We start from the raw sequence: 21,689 nt of genomic DNA, 5'->3' as shown, positions 1-21,689 counted from the left end.
ATGACGATTTTACAGCAGTCGATGCTCTAAACATGAAAATAGACAACAAGAGCATATTTGGTTTTCTAGGCCCAAATGGTGCTGGAAAAACAACAACCATAAAAATGCTCACATGTTTAATACAATCAACAACCGGAACTGCAAATGTAGCAGGTTACGATATATCAAAAAATCCCAATGAAGTGCGTGAAAAGATTGGAATGGTTCCACAACTGGTGAGTCTATATGGAGACTTAACTGTGCGTGAAAATATTGATCTATGCGCAGACTTCTATGGACTGCCAGATGACTTGAAAGTAAGCAGAGCAGAAGAACTAATGGAACTTGTTGATATTAAATATGCTCAAAATAAATTAGTAAAACAGCTTTCTGGAGGTATGAAACAGAAAGCATCAGTTGTTGCAAGTTTAATCCATCAACCTGATATATTATTCCTTGATGAACCAACTATTGGTTTAGATCCCACAACCAAGAGGGTTTTATGGGATTTAGTGCAAGAGCTGAATTCAGAAGGCCGTACCATCATCCTTTGTTCTCACGATATGTACGAAGTGGAACTACTATGTGATGAAATTGGAATTATTAACGGTGGAGTTCTTGCAGCCTTTGATACACCAAGAGGTCTTAAAGACACCATGATACATGAACAAAAAGAAGTTAAATCTTCTGAAAATTCTAATGTCATTAAGATTATGGATGAGCTCAGGAAAGAAGGTTCTGTTGAAGATAGCGAAGCATACGATCAATTAAAAGAAAAAATAGATAGACAAAACAGGGATTTGAAAGAATTAAGTGTTATGATAAGTAATTTAGATGAAAACCTGTTAAATAATCTGAAAAACATGCCGGAAGTTGAATTATTAGATAAACACGATTCTGGAAGAATAGTTATGGACATAGAATCATCAGATGAATCTGTGAATAAAATAATCTCAGAAATAATCGCTAAAGGAGGGAATATTACATCAATATCCACCAAAGATCCTTCCTTGGAAGATGTTTTCATGAGCGTAACTACAAAAAATAAAGAAGAAGGTGCAGAAGATGGTTGAAACTAAAAAGATTATGTGGATGATCAAAAAAGACCTGATGGTTCTATGGAGACATAAACCCCGTCTATTGTCATTATTTTTGTTCCCCATAATTATGATAACCCTCTTTGGTTATGGTATGGGTGGAACAATAAACAATATACCTGTAGTTGTGGTAGATCAAAGTCAAGGTCCTATATCGGATGCAACCCTAACTGCTATTAAAGGCAATACACTGTACGATGTAAAGCAGATAACAACCGATCCAAATAAAGGTTTACAGATGGTTCAAAACGGACAGGCTAAAGCCGCAATAATCCTACCAACAAATTATGATAATTTGAACGATACATCGCAGAAAAGTATTGTTATCGATGTAGATTCATCGGACCAGCTAGCATCAGGTGCTATTATTCCAGCTACTCAAGGTTTATTTAATCAGATAAATCAGCAGATAGCAGTTCAAAAACTTCAATCCTCATCAATATCAGTTGCAAGTAACCAGGTAAATGGAACTCAAGTAACACCATTCCAGAGCATATTAAACACAATAAATCTTCAGGTAAATAAATTATATGGAAATATTAGCTACTTAAATTTCCTAGCACCTGCGATTATTGGGATGACAATCCTTTTCGGATGTGTGTTTGGTATGGGTGAAATTATAGCTGGTGAAAGGGAAAGAGGAGAGCTAGCAAGATTGTTCATGACACCAACTAGTGTCGCAACAGTAGTAGGTGGAAAAATTATATCCAAATTAGTACAGGAAACTGGAAGAGGAATTCTGCTGATAGTGGCGGCGATAGTCCTATTTGGAATTATAATTAATGGAAGTATTATACTGACGATTCTTCTGTTAATACTAGGGGCTCTATGTTTCATAGGATTTGGAATCATGGTATCAGCCAGAGTTTCATCACAAGAAGATTTCATGCAGACTGTAATGCCTATTACCATGCCAATGATGTTTCTGTCTGGTGTATTCTATCCTATCGAAACAATGCCATGGATATTCCAAAAAATTGCATATATTTTACCATTAACTTATGTGAACGATGCTTTAAGGGCTGTAATGTTAAAAGGATCAGGCATAGGAGATATATGGTTAGATGTTGCAGTACTCTTAGGATTCACAGCAATATTCTTCTATTTAGGAGTAACCAAATTTAACAGAGATATATAAATAGAAATTACGAATTAAATTCTTATAATTAGGTGATAAAATGATTGGAAAAAAGAATATATTGATTGGATTTATGATGATTTGTCTTTTTGTAAGTCCAATAGCAATTGCTCCAGCTTCTGCAACAGACTGGCCAATGTTTCAGCTAAACACCAACCACACAGGTTACATGGATGAAGCATCGGATTTCAATCCAGACTCTTGGATATTCCAAACAGCAGGAATATTAACCTCCCCTGCTATTTCAGATAAAATAATATACTTTGGTTCAACCAAAGGTTTATTCTCAGCACTTAACCTAGATGACGGCACCAAAGTTTGGGATTATAAAGCCGAAGGAAATATCACAGCTGCCCCTGTTGTAGTTGGTGATAATGTGTATTTCGGTTCAGGTGATAGTTATCTCTATGCTTTAAATAAAAAGACAGGAGATGACGTATGGAAATATAAAACAGGAAATTCAATTGAAACAACTCCTGCAATAGATAATGGAATCATATACTTTGGATCAGATGATCAGAGGTTATATGCATTGAATACCAACGACAGCACAATGAAATGGGAATTCCAAACAGCAAACGCTGTTAGATCTTCACCAACAGTATTCAACGACACCGTGTACTTCGGATCTGACGATGGTAAAATATACGCAGTTGGTATCAACAACGGTACAAAAGCCTGGGAATTTGATACTGGTAGTGCTGTGAGATCATCTCCTGCAATTAATAATACCACATTATACATGGGAACCGATAATGGAAACTTCTATGCTATGAACACAGGAGATGGATCAGTTTTATGGACATATAACTTAAACGATTCTGTAAAATCATCAGCACTCCTCAATTCAAATGATAACTCTCTATTTGTAGGTTCAGATAATGGAAATGTAACTGCTCTTGACATGCGTGACGGAAAATTAAAATGGTCTGTTAACACAGGAAATGTCGAATCAACCCCTGCACTTATGGGAGACAACATAGTTGTTACATCAACAAGTGGAACAGTCTATGTATTGAATAAATTCAGTGGAAAAGAAGAATGGAGCTTCATGCCAGGTTATTACCTCTTCAATTCACCGCTGAGTTCACCTGCAATATACGGTGACGATATAATATCTGGTGATGCCAACGGAAACATGTACGCATTGGACTTTACACGAAAATCTGGACCAGTAACTCCATATGTCTATTACATAGCAGCCATAGTCGTTGTGATAATTGGTGCACTAGTAGCTTTCAGAGTATTAAGGAAAAGAAGAAAAGGAGAGGAATAATAATTAATCCTCCCTAAATTTTTTATTTTTTTTTAAATTAAATTTTTTGAAATTAAAGCGTAACTTTATTTATTTTTGAACCCAAATTTATATCAAGAAAGAAGGCGGTTTAAATGGATACAATATTAATAAATCCATACGATGAAAACGCGGTAAAAAATGGTTTAGGTTTTATTACCCCTCCACTTAATCTCATGTACCTAGGGGGAGCTCTTGAAAATGCATCAATGTCTGTTAAAATAATAGACGATGATCTGGAGAAGTTAGGGCAGGAACAAGTATCTAAAATTGCATCAAAACTTGATCCAAAGCTTATTGGAATCACAGCAACAACATCTACCATAAAAAATGCACTGGAATATTCAAATGCTGTTAGAAATGTATTGCCAGATTCACTGATTGTTATTGGTGGTCCTCACAGTACTTTTAGGCCAACTGAAACATTAAAATATTCCAAATCCCTGGATGCAGTTGTTATGGGAGAAGGTGAAGCAACCATTGTAGAACTTGCAGAAAACTATTATGGTAGAAACAATGGGAATCTGGAGGATATTAAAGGAATAGCATACAGGGATCTAAAAAAGGGGAATATAAAAATAAACACACCCCGGCCACTCATAAAAGATCTGGATACAATCCCCTATCCTGCAAGGCATTTGGTTCCATTTGAATTATATGGAACAACCCAGAAACATTCAAGCGACATGATCACAAGCAGAGGATGTGTGTATTCGTGTGGTTACTGTTCATCATCATTGATTATGGGTAAGAAATTCAGAAGCAGAAGCCCTGAAAATGTTGTTAATGAAATTGAAGAGCTGGTTGAAAATTATAAAATTAAAGACATAGCCTTTATGGACGACACATTCATGCTCAACAAAAGAAGAGCAAGTTTAATAGCAGATGAAATAAAAAATAGAGAACTTGATATAGGCTTTGTAGCTTCTTCAAGGGTTGATATGGTTGATAAAAAACTTATGGAGAAACTTAAAAGCGCAGGTTTAAGCACCATATACTATGGAGTTGAATCTGGTTCACAACGTGTTTTGGATCTCATGAAAAAGGGAATAACATTAAAACAGGCTGAAGATGCTGTTAAGGCTGCTAAAGATGTTGGTGTTGAAATTTTAACCTCATTCATCCTCGGATTCCCCGGTGAAACAAGTAAAGAAATAGATAAAACAATTGATTTTTCAATAAAACTCAATGCAGACTACAGCCAATTCTCTATATTAACACCTTTCCCAGGTACACCAATATACAATGACCTAAAGGAAAAGAAATTGATTGAAACAGAAAATTGGGACCAGTACACCGTACTTAAATCTGTTATTAAATACGATAAACTTGGACTAAGTAAGAAAATGGTTGAAAGAAAGCTAGCTAAAGCATATCTCAAATTTTACACAAGACCCAAATATCTATTCGACCATAAATATATGTTCAAAGTAATAATGGGAATTGTTCTAAGGAGTTTTATCATCCCTAAAATTAAAGGCACAACAGGTAAAGGATGGTATCAAACCCTGGATAATACACAACAGAATAAACAATAAATTAAATTATTATTTAAATATTTTTAAATTTTCTTTTTTTTTATTAGTAAACTATTTCAAATATATTCTTTTGAATTGTTTAAGTATACTTTTAATTAGTTTTTGGCTGTAATCGTATGGTAGATACATACATGTTAATTAAAGTTCATTCATATTGAAGAAAACATACGTAATATTGGAGAGGAGTATAATATACAGAGAGCTAAATTGATACAATATATTATTTCAATCGTTATTTCATTCTAATAAACAAAAATAGTAAAGTAAATAAATCAATAATTTCATTGATTTATTCACCAAAAATATTTCACATATTATATTATTAAAAAATCAACCAAATATCAAGTTATATTCTGATTCGGTAATTACACCCTTATCTTTCAAGAGCTTAGCCAATTTCTCTAAGTCATCTGAATTATCGGGTATAACCTCATTTTCAGGTTGTTCTTGCGATTGTTGCCCTTCATTAACCGCTGACATTCTTCTTCTAGTTCTTCTTCTAGCTCCACCCCTTCCCAATGGCCCTAAATCCGGCATATATTTAACACCCCATTTTTTTTTCGTAGTTAATATATTGAACTTTCTAAAATCTAAACTTTTTCATGAATAAAATTTAATTCTTGAAAATAAAATTTTGAACCATTTTAAATCATGAGAATAAAGGTTTGTATAGATAAATCAGAATATAATGTTTTTATCAATATTAACATTATTTGGAATAGATACTAAGAAATATTAATCATAAGAATTAGTTCGAAAAGCTAAAAAAAATAAGAAGTATAATAATTAAATTAATTATTAGTTACTTAATGGTGAAATAAATGGAAGATAACCAAGAAAATATAATGATACTCTTAATGGGGCTTGTATTGATAATATTAATAATTGTAATCCCTATTGGTATAATCTTTTTTGGATTACCATGGTATTTATTGTTTATTAACTATTATGGAATAATTCTGGGATTTATTTTTGTAATAATTGGAATAATATTAAATTCAATTGCAATCATGAACCTTGGATATAAATATTCGGAGAATAATACTGGAAATATTGATAAACTGGTTACAACTGGAATTTACTCCTATACACGGAATCCAATGTATTTTGGACAAGGAACAATTGTTGTTGGTCTATTTATCATCTTTCCATTGACAATATTTTTAATTCCTCTCTTTTTATTCTTATTTGCCCTATATTCACGTGCTACAACAGAGGAAAAAGAGTTATACGAAAAGTTTGGAGAGGATTATATCCATTACAGGACAGAAGTATCTTTTATTATTCCCAACCCCTTGAGGTTCATGAGACGTAAGAGAAAATAAATATTCTTATCGGGATATGGGCTGATATTAGTCCAGATATAGCTAAACTTAATATATTTTTTAAAATTTAAGAATAAATTTTATTTAACAAATGTACCATTTTGAAGGTCTTTTAGGGCTTGTTCAATTTCTTCTACAGTGTTCATTACAAATGGACCGTACCTTGCTATTGGTTCGTTAAGTGATTTTCCAGATATTAATAAGAATCTAACAGAACTTTTGTCTGTTTTAACCTTAATATGGTCTCCATCCCCATATATCAACAGCTTGGTTGCAGGTACAAATGTACCTTTATCAACGGATTCTTCTTCAAAGTCTCCAAAAATACCTTCGCCTTCAAAAACATATGCGAAAGCTGTGTGTTCAGGTTTAATTGGGTGTTTAAATGTAGATCCTGGTGGTATTGTCACATCGAGATATGTTGGATCTGCATATATCTCGGTTACAGCTCCTTTAACCCCATCTTTTTCACCTGCAATTATCTTTACCACCACACCATTCTCTTCACGAATTTCTGGTATTTGTGATGATTTAACTTCCTGGTATCTTGGAGTCGTCATCTTAAGGTTGGCAGGTAAATTTACCCAAAGTTGAAATCCTTCCATATTGCCATTTTTAGGCTTTGGCATTTCTTCATGAATAATTCCACTTCCCGAAGTCATCCACTGGACATCATCTTTTCCTATTATGCCAGAGTTACCCATACTATCTTTATGTTCAACCGAACCATCTAATATGTAAGTAACAGTTTCAATACCCCTATGTGGATGCATTGGAAACCCTGCTAGGTAATCCTCTGGATTATTGGATCCAAAATGGTCAAAGAGGAGAAATGGATCTAGATAATCTAATTTTTGAGTTGTAATACTACGTCTCAGACGTACACCAGCTCCTTCCATAACATAAATCGGGTCTATAACTTCAACAACTTTCATGTTAATTACCATTTTTTAGATTCTCCTAATTATTTTACCAATGGAAGTCTGCTTATTTTCCAACCCTGATATCCTCCTAAAATATTATAAGATGTTTTAAATCCTGAATCTCTCATTTTTTCCAGGAAATAACCCCCTCTGACACCACTTCTGCAATATATAACGTAATCTTTATTTTTATCAAGTTGTTCAACCTTTTTTTGGAATTCATGACCATCATAATCCAAATTCATTGCACCGGCAATATGATCTTCCTCAAATTCATCATAAGGCCGGATATCAAGAATCACAAAATTAGAATTATTCTTATTAGATTTAATCAAATCAAATGCATCTTGTGGTGTTATTGTACCCATAATCTGTTTAAATTGACTCATTTAATAATCCTCCCATAAATCTTTTTGAAGTTTATCTTGTTTCAGAATTCCAGATATTATAAGTAGAATAATTATAAAAAATTGAAAATTGGCATCATAAATAAATTTATAATTATATTTTGGATTTATAGAAAGTTAAATTTTTTTGTACCCAACAAATGAGATTAATTTTATAGTACAAATAACTTTTTTAGAGATTTGTGTATGATTTGTGCATAGGTATTATATACTGTATTTAAAAAGTAGAGCTGTCTAAATCAATTAAAAACCTTAAAAACTAAAACATACAGAAAGAAAAATATTATTCAAAAAACATAGAAGTTATAGACATTTATTTTCGTTAAAAATTTGATAATAATTCAGATATAACATAGGAAGATATCATATGGACCTTTTCACACACTTCATAGTCCCATTCGCTATTTTGACATTTCTAAAAGTTAAAAATAGGTTAGCTGGGGCTTTTGGAGGGATATCAATTGATTTTGATGTTTTACTCATTGGAATTGGTTTTTTATCATCTGAACTTTTTATATTCACCCATAGAGGAATCACACACAGCTTTGTATTTGGATTTATAACCGCAGTAATATTTCTGTATATAATATCCCGGCCATCTCTAAATGGATTAATCAGCCATATAATAAAACGAGATATATCTGTTGATTTTAATGTACGTAATGTACTTTTAGCATATTTTGGTGTATTAACACATCTGTTCCTTGATTTTCTGACCACAGGCGGCATTCCACTCTTATATCCATTTTCTTTAACACGATTTTCAGCTAAAATATACTACTACACTGATTTCATAACAACAATTATTGCCCTTGTAGTTCTCATCATATTATACATACGTATAAACCAAAAATACAAAAAAATAGCCATGGTTGCATTTCTTATTATACTCATATCATTTGGAGGAATAAGAGTGTACGAAAAAATGGACACCATTCAAAGTCAGACATTAGAAGATGGATTTACACATATAACAGCATATCCCACTGCAGATATGTTCACATGGACGGTTATGGAAACAAATAATGGTTCCAGTTACAGGGTATACAACTACAATAATCTGCAAAAGACAATATCCGGTGTTAATGATTATCAAAACCTTACAATTACCAATGGAACATATGCATCTGCCCAGGAGGCCATAAAATATGCGAATAACCTCCCTGATGTAATTAAGTTCAAATGGAACCATATATACACTGTTATTAATGCTGAGAAAGTATCTGATGGATGGAACATAACCTATATCGACATTATGGGTATGAATAGTTATGGTGCAGGTGAATTAACTGTTAAAACTCCATAAAACGTACAAACCAGAGTTTAAATTGGAAAACTTATACATTTGTATAAAAAAAATTCCATTTTTTTATTTTAATTTTTAGAAAATCTATATGGATTGTGATGAGTTAAATCTTTTCTAGTATTCATATAATACACTGTTCATGCCTTGTGGTGATAAATTATAAATATATTCAATAATATTCTTATTTTGTCCTTATTTTTAACATTGTAATGAAGAAAGGAATGGAAATAAGTTGTATTAATACTGAAAATACAACCAAATAGGTTATGGAAAAAGTGTATAATATACCCATAATTAAACTTCCAATAAACCATGAAACACCAAAAACAGTATTAAAAATACCGTAGGCAGAACCACGTTTTTTAACCTCAGACATTACAGCAACTGAAGAACGCATAATAGATTCCTGTGCACCCATACTTATACCCCAAATTATCATTCCTAGAAAAGCCAGATAAAAACCTCCTAAAAATACCATAGGAGCAAAAAGCGCAGATAATAAAGCCACCACTATCATGATGGATAAACCAACCTTATCAAATAGTCTTCCAAACACCAAAGCAGCAATTCCATCAACACCCATGGCCACAGCATAAAAAATAGGTATAAATCCAGCTGAAATTAGAGCGGTCTTCTGGAAATGATAAGCTATTAGTGCAAAATCAGCAAAACCTGCTGCAATTAAAGCAGAAGCAAATACGTAAAGCCAATAAATCCGTTTCAATCCTTTTGTATCTAAAGGTGGAGTCGCAACTTCTAAATCATGAGGATGAGGATATAGAAATCTGGAAATAACCAAAACCACAATGGCTAACAAGGCAGGTAGCAAAAGAAATGCAAATCCTATCTGGTAACTTCCATGATAAAAAAGTACTGCCGCAACAATCAAAGGCCCTAATATGGCCCCAATTTGATCTAAAGCCTCATGCAATCCAAATCCCCATCCATGACCTACTTGGCTACTGGCATGTGATAACATCACATCCCTTGATGGTACCCTCAAACCTTTCCCCATTCTTTCAATTATAATCAATACTGCAGCTACTTCCCAGCTTCCAGCTAAAGCTAAAAGTGGTACTGCCATCAGATTTATCAGATACCCACCTATAGTAATTGACCAGTAACTACGGGTACGATCTGCTAGTTTTCCCGAAAAAAACCTCAGAACATAGCCAGATAATTCACCAAACCCTGCAACAAATCCAACAGTAACTGCACTGGCTCCCAAAATAGCTAGGTATGGACCAGTTATACTTCGCGATCCTTCATAGGTCATGTCTGCAAAAAGGCTCACAATACCCAAAAGGATGATGAATTTCATTGCATCACCCTTAAAAAATGATTTATATCTTTCAAAGTTGTTATACATATTATCGAAACCAACAGTTTATAATTGAATATTAAATTCTATTTAAATATTAAATTATGGTCTAAATAGAGTATTTTTTTCATTTTTGAAATTGTTAACAGTACAACCATGCATAGCAAAATAAACAACAGGAAAATAAAGTAACAAATATCCTTAAAACCATCAATGAAAACGAACTCACCTCAAATAACCCTAACACTCAAAGTAAAAAATCAATGGATAAATAAAAAAATAAAAAAAATACCAAATAATATTGAAACATCACATAGCATGAATAATATTAATCAAATTAATATAACTACAAAAAATCTTGAGATATTAGGTATAAACAATATAATTGAAAACTGCCCATTAAATATATATCAATATTCTTATACAAAACAAAAACACGCTAAACAGGATAATACAACAATTCATATATTTTAAAACATAAATTTGATGTATTAATATTACATCGATTAATTTTTTTTTAAATAGTGTTAATCCTATTTTTAATAAACGAAATTTAATATAGCGATTAAAATACTAAAAAAAATAAGAAAAAAATATAATCAATTAGAAGATTCTGGAGGATTAATTCGTCTGATTAACAAAGCCAGGATATAGCCAATACCTAATGTAACTAATATCCCTAATGCCAGCGCAAATACTTCACCAAATTTTCCCAAAGGCTCAAATGTATAATCTGGTAGAGGAGCCTCATACATTCCACCATCTTGAGCAGTTGCTATTTGTTCTGCAGATTTTTCAAGCCCATCTGGATTTGAAGAAGCTATAAATGGTGACATTAATGCTATTATAAGACAGATTATAACCCCTACAATAACAAAGTTTCTATCTTTATGTCTCATTTTGCTATCACCTCACTTTCTTCAGTTTTAAGTTTACCCAAATTTTTGTCACGGTTCCATCCCAGTAGATCTGGCCTTGTCTTTTCAATGGCTAATATGACCACTACAGTAAGTATACCTTCTATAACACCAATTATTGAATGGTAAATACCCATAAAAATCAATCCCAACCCTAAAGGAAATGTTCCAGCTAACCACATCTCAACAGCCACCATCTCTGCAGCCAAAAAAATTGAAAGCCATGAAGCAATAAATATGGCGGGTACTTTACCAACTAATTTTCTTAAAGCTTTAAAACTGTAAAGTCCCACAACACCACCAATAATTCCCATATTTATTACATTTGCTGCAAGAGCTGTAACTCCTCCATCCCCAAAGAATAACCCCTGTACTAAGAGCACTAATGTAAATATGATGATTGCTGCTTCAGGGGCACAGAAAAGAATAGCCACCAAAGCTCCTCCCACCATATGTCCGCTAGTTCCCCAAGGAATTGGTATGTTCATTGACATGATAGCAAATATAGCTGCAGCTAAAACTGCCATTAAAGGAACCATTTTTTCATCAAGATTCTTTTTAGCCCATCTAAGGGAAATAAGTAAAGCAACAACCAATATGGCATAGTAAATAGGAACTTGCCATAATGGTATAAATCCATCCGGTATATGCATTTAACTCCTCCTTTCATTTTTATCTCAAGACTAAAGCTAAAGCTAGAACAGTTGTATCCAGTAATACATTCTTCAGATTTAGGAGATAGAATTTAATACTCCTGTAATAATGCTTTAACGCCTTTTAATCACATTAATAATTTAGACTATTATAATATAAATGTATAGGTTAGTATTACAAAATTAATCTTTTACTAATTATAATTATTACGATGATAATACTAAACAAGAATTTTCCATACAATAAATAATATATCAATATTAAATTAGAGTAAAATCCGTGTTTAAAATTAATATAAAGTTAAAATAAATAATTAAATTTAAATATATTGCGTTGGATTACAATTGAAATTTTCTTATTTACAATAATACTTTTAATGGAAATCCTAAAAAAGTTTGGATTAATTAACTAATTACTAATTAAAAAAATTAAATTACAGAGAATAAGAACAGATAGGAGATCATGATACATTTGAGCGAAAAATGTTTTTTTTTGGGATCTCCTATATAATAATTTATATTAACTTGTAGGGATCTGCTAATTTTAGCTTTTGATCCCTACTTCTCTTGCGAAGGAGTATATGGCTGAGTCAAATTAATAATTATATTCTGAATTCAGTAAAATAGTAATACTAAATTCAGATTTGTTCTTATCACTAATTACATTCTCCTTTTAAATATATAATACTTTCCATTTGATTTGTATTATTACTTTTTACCTCAAAATGAGATTATTCGTAATAACCGTAGAGCAATAAGCCATTATTAAACCTTATAAGATATTTTTATAATAAAAATTTAATTCTATTATTTAAAAGCGATTGTAAAGACATATAATTATATGATTTTTTGTATGAAAAATAGTATGAACTTTATGGATAGAGTTCAATTAAATATTTTTAACATCATTTTAATTAATATATAAGGGAAAAAATGATACAGATAATAACAACGAGCATCCGAAAAGTACAAGAAAATAAAACAGTTTTATTACTATTATTTGAAGATGATGGTGTTAGCAGGGAACAATATACATATCTAGAAGATAAGGTAGCAGATTTTAAATCCTGTATATCCCCTAAATATTTATTGAATTTTAAAATACATTATGATAGATGTTCGGGTAATATATTATTAGAAATCAAACTTACAATACCAAATCCCCTTATGCCTGAAAATTTTAAGAAAGATAGCACTTTCACAAGGGATTTAATAAACAAATTCAAAAAATTCTATGAAACACAAAATGAAAACATACCTTATTTTTAAATCTTTTTTTTTTGAATATATAACTGAAAATACGATATTGAAATTTTATATGTTAGAATGGGGAATTATACAACAAAAACCCCAACCAGGGAATTAAAGATTAAATCAAAGGAAATTAAATGATTGATACAAACATAATCTTTTTACCGTTATTTGGATTCCTGATAGGTCTATTAGTTTCTACTTTGGGTGGTGGTGGGGGTGGATTATTTGTACCAATTTTAACACTTGTATTTGGTATTCCAACACAAGTGGCCATTGCAACATCTTTAGCATCTGTATTACCTACTACTCTAATGGGAGCATTCAGTCACTACCGCCAGGGTAATGTAGAAATCCGCACAGGTCTGATACTTGGAATAGGAGGGATAATTGGCACATTATTAGGAGCATATTTTGCAAACATGATTCCATCTATCCTTTTAAGGAAGATTCTCGGTATTTTTACATTAATAATGTTGATTCCTATGCTATTAAGTGTAAGGAAAAGACGTAAAGATACAGATGAAATTATAGAAGGTAATGAGGATAATAATAAAGATGAGAATAAAATAAATTCCAACAGACTCACAGGAACTAAAAGAATTATAGCCTCCTTTTTCGGTGTTGCATCTGGAATAATGGCAGGAGTTTTTGGAATAAGTGGCACCCCCCCTGTTATTGCAGGACTTTATAGTTTAGGCCTTCCTGCGATGTTGGTTGTTGGTACATCGGTATTTGTACTTATATTTAACTCAGTTGCAGGTATAGGAGGTTATTATCTGCTTGGCAGATTAGATATGACCTTAATTATTCTTCTTGGGGGAGGGTCAGCTATAGGTGCATTTTTAGGACCAGTACTCCTTAAAAAAATAGACTCTGCAACCATTGAAAAGATCTATGCCCCATTACTCGTTGGTATGATGCTTATCTTAGGACTAGCAATGATATTTGCATAAAAATCTAATTGTAAATATTACTGATAAAAATCTGATATTATTTATTGGTAAATAAACCAAAAATTTTCAAAAAAATAAATAATAGGACCAACAAATTTATAATCAAAGTATTAAGATGTTGCGGAATGCAATAGCTATTTACATATTATTGTCTAGTATGTATTGATTCGTTCAAAGGAGGACAAAAAATGAAATTCGATGAAATAATGAACAAAGAAGTTATTGACCAAAAAGGCAATAGCCTAGGCAAAGTGAAGAATATTGAATGGGATAATGATACTAACGAAATCATTAATATTGAAATCGGTGAAGGTGGAATTAGAGAAACTTTAGGCATGGCAGATAGAAAAATATTATCCTACGATAATATTGAAAGCATAGGCGATAAAGTTTTATTAAAAAAACCAACCATTGAAATACCAGAACAATCAGAACAAAATGATGAATTAGATTATTATAACCTTTAATCCATTAAAAATCAATTATAATAAATAATTAGATTCAATCTTTAAATTAATGTCTAACTGAAATTTATCTTTCTAAACATGAAAATAATTCATAGGAAGAAAATTAAATAAATTGAAATGTTAATTAAAAATGTTGAAATATCCCAAATTCATGGATATTATCAATTATTTTTTTACATAACTAAATTTTCTTAATAATATTTTTTCTACCTATTAAAATTAACAATAAATATATTATAGTGAGGAATAGTTTTATAATCCTGCCTAAATTCTTGAGAGAGTAAATTAACATTACAGGAGCTATCATAGAGTACTTTAATTATAATTATATATGTAAACAATAAAAAATTGTAAAATAATCCTACACGTTTTAAAACAATTATGATAATTAAATTAACTATGATTATAATTATTAAATTATAGTTTTTAATATGTTTGATAAGATATTGATACAAAAATGAAAAAATGAGGGTTTAAATGGCAACGTATAAAAATTTAGTTGTAATAGTCTCTATAATTACAATTCTTGTTTCAGTCTGTGGCTGTACAAGTTCAAATAATAATATAACAAATAACACAATTAATAGCACCACAAATTCTTCCACCAATAATACAACAACTTATATTAGTGCGGAAAAAGCCAAAGAACTGGCCGAACCATATACAGGTAAAGGTGTTGGCAAAGGAACTCTTGGAAAACCTGTATTCACAACATTTAATGGTGTTAAAGTTTGGAAATTTCCCGTTAACAATGGTTACTATACCATTTACATAAATGCAGTAACAGGTGCAAGGATTCAGTAATTTAAAATCTTATCTTTTTTAGATATAATTACTATTGTAGATCCATGACAATGTCAATCAGAGAATTCTATATGGTAAAAGAATAAATTATGGAACTAAAATTATTCAATTATTCTAATTCTTAGAACTTTTTTCCTAATTAAATGATGTATTTTTGAAAAGTACTTTGAAGATGTTCTTAAATGGTTTCCAATTTAAGTGGATATGTATTAAAGTAGTTATTGTCATGAGTACAGCAAATTCTACATGCCAGAATGTTATGGTAGGATTTAAAGCTGTTCTTATACCTAAATTCACCAAAAATATCAATATAACTCCTGTTGAACCCATTCCAAAATATCCCGTTGTTAATAGAATATTCCAAATTCTTCGATGTTTTTTTCTATCCAAAACGCCCTTGGTAAAAAGATAGTGTGTGAATAAATAACCAGCAATTAGTAATATGCTAATAGGAAGTACATGGTATCCTGACCCATCATAAAAACTTCCATTATCAATACCATTGCTTGAATCTGGAATGGTACTGGCATTACTATCAACCTGTTGATCAGAAACTGCTCCATGCCCATTTACCTGATCACTGGTATTTGTTACTTGCGTGTTATCCGTGCTTGTATCTGTTGAAGTTGTGGAATTATCTGTGGTGACAGTTGTAGAAACCTGAGAAAAATCACATAATCCATCACCGCTTAGATCAGTATATCGGGGGCATTGACCAGGGAATGGATCATTTACAAGACCATAAGGACAACTAACAGCACATGATTCTGACATAGCCATAGCAGCAATGAAGGGTATAAATGATAAGGAAGTTATTAATCTTGCTTTCATGCTTCTTTCCTCCTTTTGGCACTGATAAACATTGTTCTAGCAGATTTCCAGTATATGTGAAAGTGGAATATGGTAACCAAGGCCATTGTTAAACCAATTTCAACGTGTGCATATAGTAATTGAGGGCTGATTGGCAGTTTTATACCAAGATCCAAGAAAATGAGAAGCAAAAAACCAGCTCCTGCAGATATAATGAAGGTCAGTCCTATAATTAAATTCCATATACTAACGTGTATTGATTTTTTAATTAAATTTAGTCTGTAAAGACTGTATGTTAAGAAGTAACCTCCTATAACTGGTATTATGGGCCATATTATGTCATAAACCATAGTAAATCTCCGTGTAATCTTTATATGAAATTTTTTGTTATTCTTTTAATAACTCCAAGTTATCCATTTAAACCGCTTATTTTAGATTTTTACTGAATTTTCTCTATTTTTCATAAATTTGAAGAAGAGGGTTAAATTGGGACACTTTTTATTTAAGGGTTAATAATCAATTCAGATAGATAGTGTAAACTGTGTTCTATAAGTATTTTTTTTGTTGGTTCATATTTAATCCTGGAATTTACGTTCCAGTAATGAAATATTTTTGTTTTATTAAATGCAAGCATATGATATAGCTTATCACCATAGCAACATTTGATGACTGGTTTTTTTTGATCACATGTTCAATACTGGTGTATATTATAGATAGTTCGGTAGTATATAAATGAATATTCCTAGTTTTCACCCAAATTTATACCTAGTTATCCCCAAGTTACAGAGATCAGTATTAAACGAGTAAATAATGCTATTATATCTAAAAAGAAAATTGGAGTATGTTTATGCTAGTTACAAGTAAAAATATTTTAGAATTTTATTATTAAGAATAAAATGTATATCAGTGAATATAATTCAAATTACTATTAATTTATCATGGAATAAAAAATAAGAATTAAATGGGTTATTTTAGATTATATATTTTCATCAAATTTTTCTTCGGCAAATATTATTTTAAATGAAGTTCCTGATGTGTTGTTGAATTCTATTATACCATCAATTTGCTCTGTTAAGCTTGTTACTAATCTTAATCCTAATGAATCAGAATTTTTATAGTCTATACCTTTGGGAAATCCAATTCCATTATCTTTAACTTCTAATAGGTATGTATCACCTTGTAAATGGAAGTTTATATCAATTTTTCCACTTCTACCCTTTGGAAATGCATGTTTTAAACTGTTGGTTACCAATTCATTTACAATCAATCCTAGTGGGATTGAAGTATTGATATCTAACATTAGATCATCCACGTTAACATTTAGCTCTATGAGATTAGTATCAATTACATATGTATGATAAAGGTCATCTGCCAATGTATTAATATAATCTCCAAAATCTATCCGTTTTAAATCCTTTGATCTGTATAATCGTTCATGTATAAGGGCCATGGACTTTGCACGGTTCTGGCTTTCTTTGAAAATATTTTTCGATTCTTCATCTTTAATGTATCTTGACTGTAAGTTTAATAGGCTTGAGATGATCATTAGATTATTTTTTACCCTGTGGTGAATCTCTTTTAAAAGTGTTTCTTTTTCATAAAGGGATTTTTTAAGCTGTTTTTCTGTTATTTTACGCTCAGTGACATCACGAATTATAGAAGTGGTGAATATATCTCCTTTGGAACCCCATGTTGAGATAGATATTTCAAAGGGAAATTCAACACCATCTTTTCTAAGTCCAATGGATTCAAACGTTCTTCTATCTAATTCATGACTACCAGTAGTTTTAAATCTCTCTAATTTCTCAATAAATTTCAGTTTAAATCTTTCAGGCATTAACATTGCAACGTGTTTGCCTTTTATTTCATCAATGCTGTAACCAAAAATATTTTTTAAGCTGTTATTGAAAAAAACTATCTTACCATCGGTATCTGTTGTTATAATTCCATCCACAGCTGATACAGCCACAGATCTAAACTTTTCAGTACTTTCAATTAATTTAATATCTTTTTGATAAATTTCTTCGCTTAAAATCGCAACTACAATCCCTATAGCCATAAAAATGAATACTCTAAAAAGATCTTCGTATAACGGATAATTCAAATTAGGTGCTAAAAAGTAGCTTGCAATTAACAATATCGATAAAAATATAGGAACAATTAGACCTTTACTTCTCCACCAGATTGCTGCTAAAATTATGGGAAAATAAAAAATATGTGTAAAAATAGTACCAGTACCTAGAACAAAATGGAAATAATATGTTAAAAAGACACAAAAAGCTAATAGGACTAATATTGTAATTATCTTATATGATTGATTTTCAATAATTAGTTTGTTCGCCATATTATCATCCAAATTATAGAATATATTTATAAATTAAATAAATATTATAAAAAGTCAAGAATACTAATTATATGAAATTTAACTTGTCAAATATTTAAATAGATAGGGTGTTTGTTTAAAAAAATATTATCCTATCTAAATAAAAACATTTTGAATTACATGAAATATTCATTTAATAGTAAAAACAATTTCAAGCGGTTATAACCGGTTTTTTTATTAGAAATAAATTAACCTATGTTCTTTTTTATTGGAATTATTTGAATTGCACGGTCTGTGCATGTGAAACATGGGTCGCATTGTACTATGGATAGTTGAGCATCAGTGATGTGATGGCCAACACACGCATACTGCATAGCACCAATATTGGCTATTGATGGAGTTCTTACAATTGAATGTCTGACCCTTCCATCTTCAATTGCATAGGAATGATAAAGAGTTCCTCTGGGCGCTTCAACATAACTTTTGGTAATAGGTGTATCGTACATTTCCCAGTTTCTGTTGGTTATTTTACCTTCAGGAAGTTGTGTAATAGCTTGTCTTATAATTTTTACTGCCTCTAAAATTTCAAATACACGTACTAAAAGGTTTGATTTAACATCACCATCATCCTGTGTAATTATATCAAATTCATATGACTCATATTCTTTCATATCCTGTCTAAGATCCTTTGCAATTCCTGTGGCACGCAATGTTGGACCGCTAGTTCCAAGTTTTATGGCATTTTTTTGAGGCAGTACTCCCACATTAGTTATCCTAGACATTATCATGGGATCTGATACAAATCTATCAGCAAATTCTGTTATTTGAGTTTCAACTGAATCCATGCCTTCTTTGATATTCTGTACCCTCATTTCATCTAAATTACATCTGGGTCTTATACCTCCAATGATACTAACACCATATTGCACACGGTTTCCACCTATCATTCTCAGGAGTTCCATTACTGTTTCCCGTATATAGAACATTCTCATTGCAAAAGTTTCATGTCCCAAAACTTCACATCCATGGGCCAAATACAGCATGTGACTGTGCAATCTTTCCAGCTCTGCCATTATAATCCTGATGTTACTTGCTCTTTCAGGTACATCTATTTCCAATGCTTTTTCTGCAACCAATACAGAGTTCCAGATATGGACGTTAGAGCAGATACCACATATCTTCTCGGTCAAACTATTGGCTTTCTCAACAGGTAATCCTTCCATTATTCTTTCTATACCTCTGTGGTTTATTCCAATAGTTATTTCTGCATCTTTAACTATTTCATCCTCAACAAACAACCTTACTCTATATGGTTCAATAGCTGCAGAATGTACAGGTCCCATTGTTATTTCAGTTTCAATAACAGTTTTTTTGGGTTTTTTTTCTTCCATTTAATTCACCTTCATAATTATTTTTTTTAGATCCTTTTTGCAGGATCTAATAATACAGCTGCAATAACAATAACAACAGCTATAATACCAATATAAATTTTAAACATCTCTTAATCACCTATTTTAAAAAAAATTTTAGAAATTAAATGAAAGTATAACTGAAACAATCTGTTTGGGTTTAAATTCATTTTTTTAGCATTTTTTTCTTTTCTTTAATGGTTAACTCTTCTACTATTGCTTGTGGAAGTCCAGTTTTAAGGATTTTACCTCCACGCATAATTGAAGCTCTGTCACAGACATCAAGTACAAAATCCATATCATGACTGATTATCAAGAATGTCTGATTCATTTCATCTCTAGCTGTCCTTATGGAATCTGTAACCTGTATCCTAGTTATGGGATCCATGGTCCCTGTGGGTTCATCTAAAATCACTACATTGGGTTCTTTTATTAATACCTGGGCCAATGCTACTCTGTGACGTTCTCCACCACTTAGTTCCTCAGGATATTTTGTTAATATTGTTGCTGCGTAATCTTCATCAAATCCAACTGCATGTAACACATAGAGTGCCTTTATTTTCGCAAATTCAGCTGGCAGTTCAAGGCTAATTGCATCGGTAAGGTTACCTAAAACACTTTGATGAGGATATAAACTGTACTCTTGATGTAAAATTCCAAGATATGGTTTCACACGACCCCTGCCTGTAATACCCTTCTCTGTCATGCTAATCCATTCTTCTCCCAGCTTAACCATGATCTGGCCGCTGCTTGGATCGGTAAGTCCAAATAAAATCCTGGACAATGTTGTTTTACCTGCTCCGGAGAGACCTACAACTCCATATATTTCTCCTTCATTAACTGTGAGGTCTATGCCATCAACAGCTTTCACAACTCCCCTTTCAATGGAGTAGTAATGTTTTTTGACCTCTTCCATTTTTATAATGGGTCCGCCTGTTTTAAATTCAACTTTCTTTTCTGGTAGTGGTACATGGCTCATAAAGCTCTGCACTACTGTTTCAGGGTCTCCTTCCTCTATGATCTCTCCCTTATCAAGCCAGATAGCATAATCTGAAAGATGGCGCATAACTTCTGGCCAGTGGGAAGTAACCACCATGGTTCTTCCTTTATTTTTAACTCCATCTATAATGGCCTGATGTATTAGTTCAGCAGTTTTAGGATCTAAAGTTCCTGTTGGTTCGTCTGCTAGGAATATCATAGGTTCTTTGGCCATTTGCCTTGCAAGTACCACCCTTTGTTTTTCTCCCCCACTAAGATCACGTGCTATATGAGTAATCCTATGGGACATTTGAGCCATTTCCAACATTTCTATAGCAAGGTAAATGGTTTCTTCATCGTCATGACCTGTAATAGATTTTATAACGTTGTCTATTACTGTGTCATCTTCATAGAGTGCAAATGTTCTCTGTAACATTATGGAAATTCTACGTTTTATGGCTGCAAAGACTTTTCTATCGGTGTTCCAGAAGTCAACACTCTTAACTTCAAACTTTCCGCTACATTTACATATTTTATCTTCCATTGAAGGTGGTTCAACTCTTAAACATGTTGGGCATATTGCAATGTTGTAGATGATCTGGCCCTTATCTGGTTTGTACTCCTTCATACCCCTAAGCATATTTATAAGGACTGATTTTCCTGATCCACTCCTTCCAAGTATTCCTAAAACAGTCCCTTCATTCACTGTGATGTTCAAATTTTTCAGTACGTTAACTCCATCAAAAGTTTTTGATACGTTTTTTATTTCTATGAAAGACATTTGTGTCACCTA

21 protein-coding genes are annotated in these 21,689 nt (G+C 31.8%); 10 read left to right on the top strand and 11 right to left on the bottom strand.

What is annotated here, in order from left to right; all coding sequences use genetic code 11:
• The first annotated feature begins 32 nt into the window (after nucleotides 1-32).
• The 4 genes from K8N75_RS10665 to K8N75_RS10650 all read left to right on the top strand — a co-directional run bounded on the left by K8N75_RS10665 (nucleotide 33) and on the right by K8N75_RS10650 (nucleotide 5,046).
• Nucleotides 33-1,052, top strand: a complete 1,020-nt coding sequence (locus K8N75_RS10665; RefSeq protein ID WP_420830724.1) for an ATP-binding cassette domain-containing protein — start codon at nucleotides 33-35, stop codon at nucleotides 1,050-1,052.
• Nucleotides 1,045-2,214, top strand: coding sequence for an ABC transporter permease (locus K8N75_RS10660; RefSeq protein WP_223792040.1), 1,170 nt, complete (start codon nucleotides 1,045-1,047; stop codon nucleotides 2,212-2,214). The genes K8N75_RS10665 and K8N75_RS10660 overlap by 8 nt, the downstream gene beginning before the upstream one ends.
• A 40-nt stretch (nucleotides 2,215-2,254) precedes the next feature.
• On the top strand, nucleotides 2,255-3,490 hold the full coding sequence (locus K8N75_RS10655) for an outer membrane protein assembly factor BamB family protein (protein ID WP_223792039.1): 1,236 nt from the start codon (nucleotides 2,255-2,257) through the stop codon (nucleotides 3,488-3,490).
• A 113-nt stretch (nucleotides 3,491-3,603) separates the two neighbouring features.
• Nucleotides 3,604-5,046, top strand: a complete 1,443-nt coding sequence (locus tag K8N75_RS10650) for a B12-binding domain-containing radical SAM protein (RefSeq protein ID WP_223792038.1) — start codon at nucleotides 3,604-3,606, stop codon at nucleotides 5,044-5,046.
• Nucleotides 5,047-5,376: 330 nt separating this feature from the next.
• Here K8N75_RS10650 and K8N75_RS10645 read toward each other — a convergent pair whose 3' ends face one another.
• Complete coding sequence (locus K8N75_RS10645) at nucleotides 5,377-5,583, bottom strand: hypothetical protein (RefSeq protein WP_223792037.1); 207 nt, start codon at nucleotides 5,581-5,583, stop codon at nucleotides 5,377-5,379.
• Nucleotides 5,584-5,867: 284 nt separating this feature from the next.
• Here K8N75_RS10645 and K8N75_RS10640 point away from each other — a divergent pair, with 284 nt between their 5' ends.
• Nucleotides 5,868-6,371, top strand: a complete 504-nt coding sequence (locus K8N75_RS10640) for a methyltransferase family protein (RefSeq protein ID WP_223792036.1) — start codon at nucleotides 5,868-5,870, stop codon at nucleotides 6,369-6,371.
• 80 nt (nucleotides 6,372-6,451) lie between these two features.
• Here K8N75_RS10640 and K8N75_RS10635 read toward each other — a convergent pair whose 3' ends face one another.
• Both K8N75_RS10635 and K8N75_RS10630 read right to left on the bottom strand, forming a co-directional pair.
• Complete coding sequence (locus K8N75_RS10635; RefSeq protein ID WP_223792035.1) at nucleotides 6,452-7,318, bottom strand: pirin family protein; 867 nt, start codon at nucleotides 7,316-7,318, stop codon at nucleotides 6,452-6,454.
• A 17-nt stretch (nucleotides 7,319-7,335) separates the two neighbouring features.
• Complete coding sequence (locus K8N75_RS10630) at nucleotides 7,336-7,683, bottom strand: rhodanese-like domain-containing protein (RefSeq protein WP_223792034.1); 348 nt, start codon at nucleotides 7,681-7,683, stop codon at nucleotides 7,336-7,338.
• Between the two features lie 385 nt (nucleotides 7,684-8,068).
• Between K8N75_RS10630 and K8N75_RS10625 the strand changes: the two genes are divergently transcribed.
• Complete coding sequence (locus K8N75_RS10625) at nucleotides 8,069-9,007, top strand: metal-dependent hydrolase (protein ID WP_223792033.1); 939 nt, start codon at nucleotides 8,069-8,071, stop codon at nucleotides 9,005-9,007.
• Nucleotides 9,008-9,188: 181 nt separating this feature from the next.
• Here K8N75_RS10625 and K8N75_RS10620 read toward each other — a convergent pair whose 3' ends face one another.
• From K8N75_RS10620 to cbiM, 3 genes are all read right to left on the bottom strand, one after another.
• Nucleotides 9,189-10,328: an MFS transporter gene (locus K8N75_RS10620; protein ID WP_223792032.1), complete on the bottom strand. Its 1,140-nt coding sequence runs from the start codon at nucleotides 10,326-10,328 to the stop codon at nucleotides 9,189-9,191.
• 599 nt (nucleotides 10,329-10,927) lie between these two features.
• Complete coding sequence (locus K8N75_RS10615; protein WP_223792031.1) at nucleotides 10,928-11,227, bottom strand: PDGLE domain-containing protein; 300 nt, start codon at nucleotides 11,225-11,227, stop codon at nucleotides 10,928-10,930.
• Complete coding sequence (cbiM, locus tag K8N75_RS10610; RefSeq protein ID WP_223792030.1) at nucleotides 11,224-11,898, bottom strand: cobalt transporter CbiM; 675 nt, start codon at nucleotides 11,896-11,898, stop codon at nucleotides 11,224-11,226. Before cbiM ends, K8N75_RS10615 begins: the two co-directional genes overlap by 4 nt.
• A 933-nt stretch (nucleotides 11,899-12,831) precedes the next feature.
• On the opposite strand from cbiM, the gene K8N75_RS10605 reads away from it, so the two are divergent.
• The 4 genes from K8N75_RS10605 (at nucleotide 12,832) to K8N75_RS10590 (ending at nucleotide 15,376) form a co-directional block, all read left to right on the top strand.
• Nucleotides 12,832-13,167 carry a hypothetical protein gene (locus K8N75_RS10605; protein WP_223792029.1) on the top strand — a complete coding sequence of 112 codons (336 nt, stop codon included), beginning with the start codon at nucleotides 12,832-12,834 and terminating at the stop codon, nucleotides 13,165-13,167.
• Between the two features lie 119 nt (nucleotides 13,168-13,286).
• The gene (locus tag K8N75_RS10600) at nucleotides 13,287-14,105 is read left to right on the top strand and encodes a sulfite exporter TauE/SafE family protein (protein WP_223792028.1); all 819 of its coding nucleotides are present in this window, start codon (nucleotides 13,287-13,289) and stop codon (nucleotides 14,103-14,105) included.
• Nucleotides 14,106-14,293: 188 nt separating this feature from the next.
• The gene (locus tag K8N75_RS10595; RefSeq protein WP_223792027.1) at nucleotides 14,294-14,572 is read left to right on the top strand and encodes a PRC-barrel domain-containing protein; all 279 of its coding nucleotides are present in this window, start codon (nucleotides 14,294-14,296) and stop codon (nucleotides 14,570-14,572) included.
• Between the two features lie 477 nt (nucleotides 14,573-15,049).
• Complete coding sequence (locus K8N75_RS10590) at nucleotides 15,050-15,376, top strand: hypothetical protein (RefSeq protein WP_223792026.1); 327 nt, start codon at nucleotides 15,050-15,052, stop codon at nucleotides 15,374-15,376.
• Nucleotides 15,377-15,511: 135 nt separating this feature from the next.
• On the opposite strand, the gene K8N75_RS10585 is transcribed toward K8N75_RS10590, so the two are convergent.
• From K8N75_RS10585 to atwA, 5 genes are all read right to left on the bottom strand, one after another.
• Nucleotides 15,512-16,207, bottom strand: coding sequence for a hypothetical protein (locus K8N75_RS10585; RefSeq protein ID WP_223792025.1), 696 nt, complete (start codon nucleotides 16,205-16,207; stop codon nucleotides 15,512-15,514).
• Nucleotides 16,204-16,536, bottom strand: coding sequence for a hypothetical protein (locus K8N75_RS10580; protein WP_223792024.1), 333 nt, complete (start codon nucleotides 16,534-16,536; stop codon nucleotides 16,204-16,206). Before K8N75_RS10580 ends, K8N75_RS10585 begins: the two co-directional genes overlap by 4 nt.
• 626 nt (nucleotides 16,537-17,162) lie before the next feature.
• Nucleotides 17,163-18,530, bottom strand: a complete 1,368-nt coding sequence (locus tag K8N75_RS10575; protein WP_223792023.1) for a sensor histidine kinase — start codon at nucleotides 18,528-18,530, stop codon at nucleotides 17,163-17,165.
• Between the two features lie 227 nt (nucleotides 18,531-18,757).
• The gene (locus tag K8N75_RS10570; RefSeq protein WP_223792022.1) at nucleotides 18,758-19,900 is read right to left on the bottom strand and encodes a hydrogenase large subunit; all 1,143 of its coding nucleotides are present in this window, start codon (nucleotides 19,898-19,900) and stop codon (nucleotides 18,758-18,760) included.
• A 184-nt stretch (nucleotides 19,901-20,084) separates the two neighbouring features.
• Nucleotides 20,085-21,677, bottom strand: coding sequence for a methyl coenzyme M reductase system, component A2 (atwA, locus tag K8N75_RS10565; RefSeq protein WP_223792021.1), 1,593 nt, complete (start codon nucleotides 21,675-21,677; stop codon nucleotides 20,085-20,087).
• Nucleotides 21,678-21,689: the final 12 nt, after the last annotated feature.

Origin of the sequence: Methanobacterium spitsbergense (assembly GCF_019931065.1) — an archaeon.
Lineage (GTDB): Archaea > Methanobacteriota > Methanobacteria > Methanobacteriales > Methanobacteriaceae > Methanobacterium_B > Methanobacterium_B spitsbergense.
The sequence above is the reverse complement of the archived record's forward strand: the minus strand, read 5'-3'. Positions and strand labels throughout refer to the sequence as shown.

Excerpts from the sequence above, each read along its gene's own strand:
- K8N75_RS10605 (WP_223792029.1), top strand. The coding sequence starts at position 12,832 with ATGATACAGATAATAACAACGAGCATCCGAAAAGTACAAGAAAATAAA.
- K8N75_RS10635 (WP_223792035.1), bottom strand. The coding sequence starts at position 7,318 with ATGGTAATTAACATGAAAGTTGTTGAAGTTATAGACCCGATTTATGTT.
- K8N75_RS10620 (WP_223792032.1), bottom strand. The coding sequence starts at position 10,328 with ATGAAATTCATCATCCTTTTGGGTATTGTGAGCCTTTTTGCAGACATG.
- K8N75_RS10590 (WP_223792026.1), top strand. The coding sequence starts at position 15,050 with ATGGCAACGTATAAAAATTTAGTTGTAATAGTCTCTATAATTACAATT.
- atwA (WP_223792021.1), bottom strand. The coding sequence starts at position 21,677 with ATGTCTTTCATAGAAATAAAAAACGTATCAAAAACTTTTGATGGAGTT.
- K8N75_RS10570 (WP_223792022.1), bottom strand. The coding sequence starts at position 19,900 with ATGGAAGAAAAAAAACCCAAAAAAACTGTTATTGAAACTGAAATAACA.
- K8N75_RS10640 (WP_223792036.1), top strand. The coding sequence starts at position 5,868 with ATGGAAGATAACCAAGAAAATATAATGATACTCTTAATGGGGCTTGTA.
- K8N75_RS10580 (WP_223792024.1), bottom strand. The coding sequence starts at position 16,536 with ATGGTTTATGACATAATATGGCCCATAATACCAGTTATAGGAGGTTAC.
- K8N75_RS10660 (WP_223792040.1), top strand. The coding sequence starts at position 1,045 with ATGGTTGAAACTAAAAAGATTATGTGGATGATCAAAAAAGACCTGATG.
- cbiM (WP_223792030.1), bottom strand. The coding sequence starts at position 11,898 with ATGCATATACCGGATGGATTTATACCATTATGGCAAGTTCCTATTTAC.
- K8N75_RS10645 (WP_223792037.1), bottom strand. The coding sequence starts at position 5,583 with ATGCCGGATTTAGGGCCATTGGGAAGGGGTGGAGCTAGAAGAAGAACT.
- K8N75_RS10630 (WP_223792034.1), bottom strand. The coding sequence starts at position 7,683 with ATGAGTCAATTTAAACAGATTATGGGTACAATAACACCACAAGATGCA.
- K8N75_RS10595 (WP_223792027.1), top strand. The coding sequence starts at position 14,294 with ATGAAATTCGATGAAATAATGAACAAAGAAGTTATTGACCAAAAAGGC.
- K8N75_RS10575 (WP_223792023.1), bottom strand. The coding sequence starts at position 18,530 with ATGGCGAACAAACTAATTATTGAAAATCAATCATATAAGATAATTACA.
- K8N75_RS10665 (WP_420830724.1), top strand. The coding sequence starts at position 33 with ATGAAAATAGACAACAAGAGCATATTTGGTTTTCTAGGCCCAAATGGT.
- K8N75_RS10600 (WP_223792028.1), top strand. The coding sequence starts at position 13,287 with ATGATTGATACAAACATAATCTTTTTACCGTTATTTGGATTCCTGATA.
- K8N75_RS10655 (WP_223792039.1), top strand. The coding sequence starts at position 2,255 with ATGATTGGAAAAAAGAATATATTGATTGGATTTATGATGATTTGTCTT.
- K8N75_RS10625 (WP_223792033.1), top strand. The coding sequence starts at position 8,069 with ATGGACCTTTTCACACACTTCATAGTCCCATTCGCTATTTTGACATTT.
- K8N75_RS10650 (WP_223792038.1), top strand. The coding sequence starts at position 3,604 with ATGGATACAATATTAATAAATCCATACGATGAAAACGCGGTAAAAAAT.
- K8N75_RS10585 (WP_223792025.1), bottom strand. The coding sequence starts at position 16,207 with ATGAAAGCAAGATTAATAACTTCCTTATCATTTATACCCTTCATTGCT.
- K8N75_RS10615 (WP_223792031.1), bottom strand. The coding sequence starts at position 11,227 with ATGAGACATAAAGATAGAAACTTTGTTATTGTAGGGGTTATAATCTGT.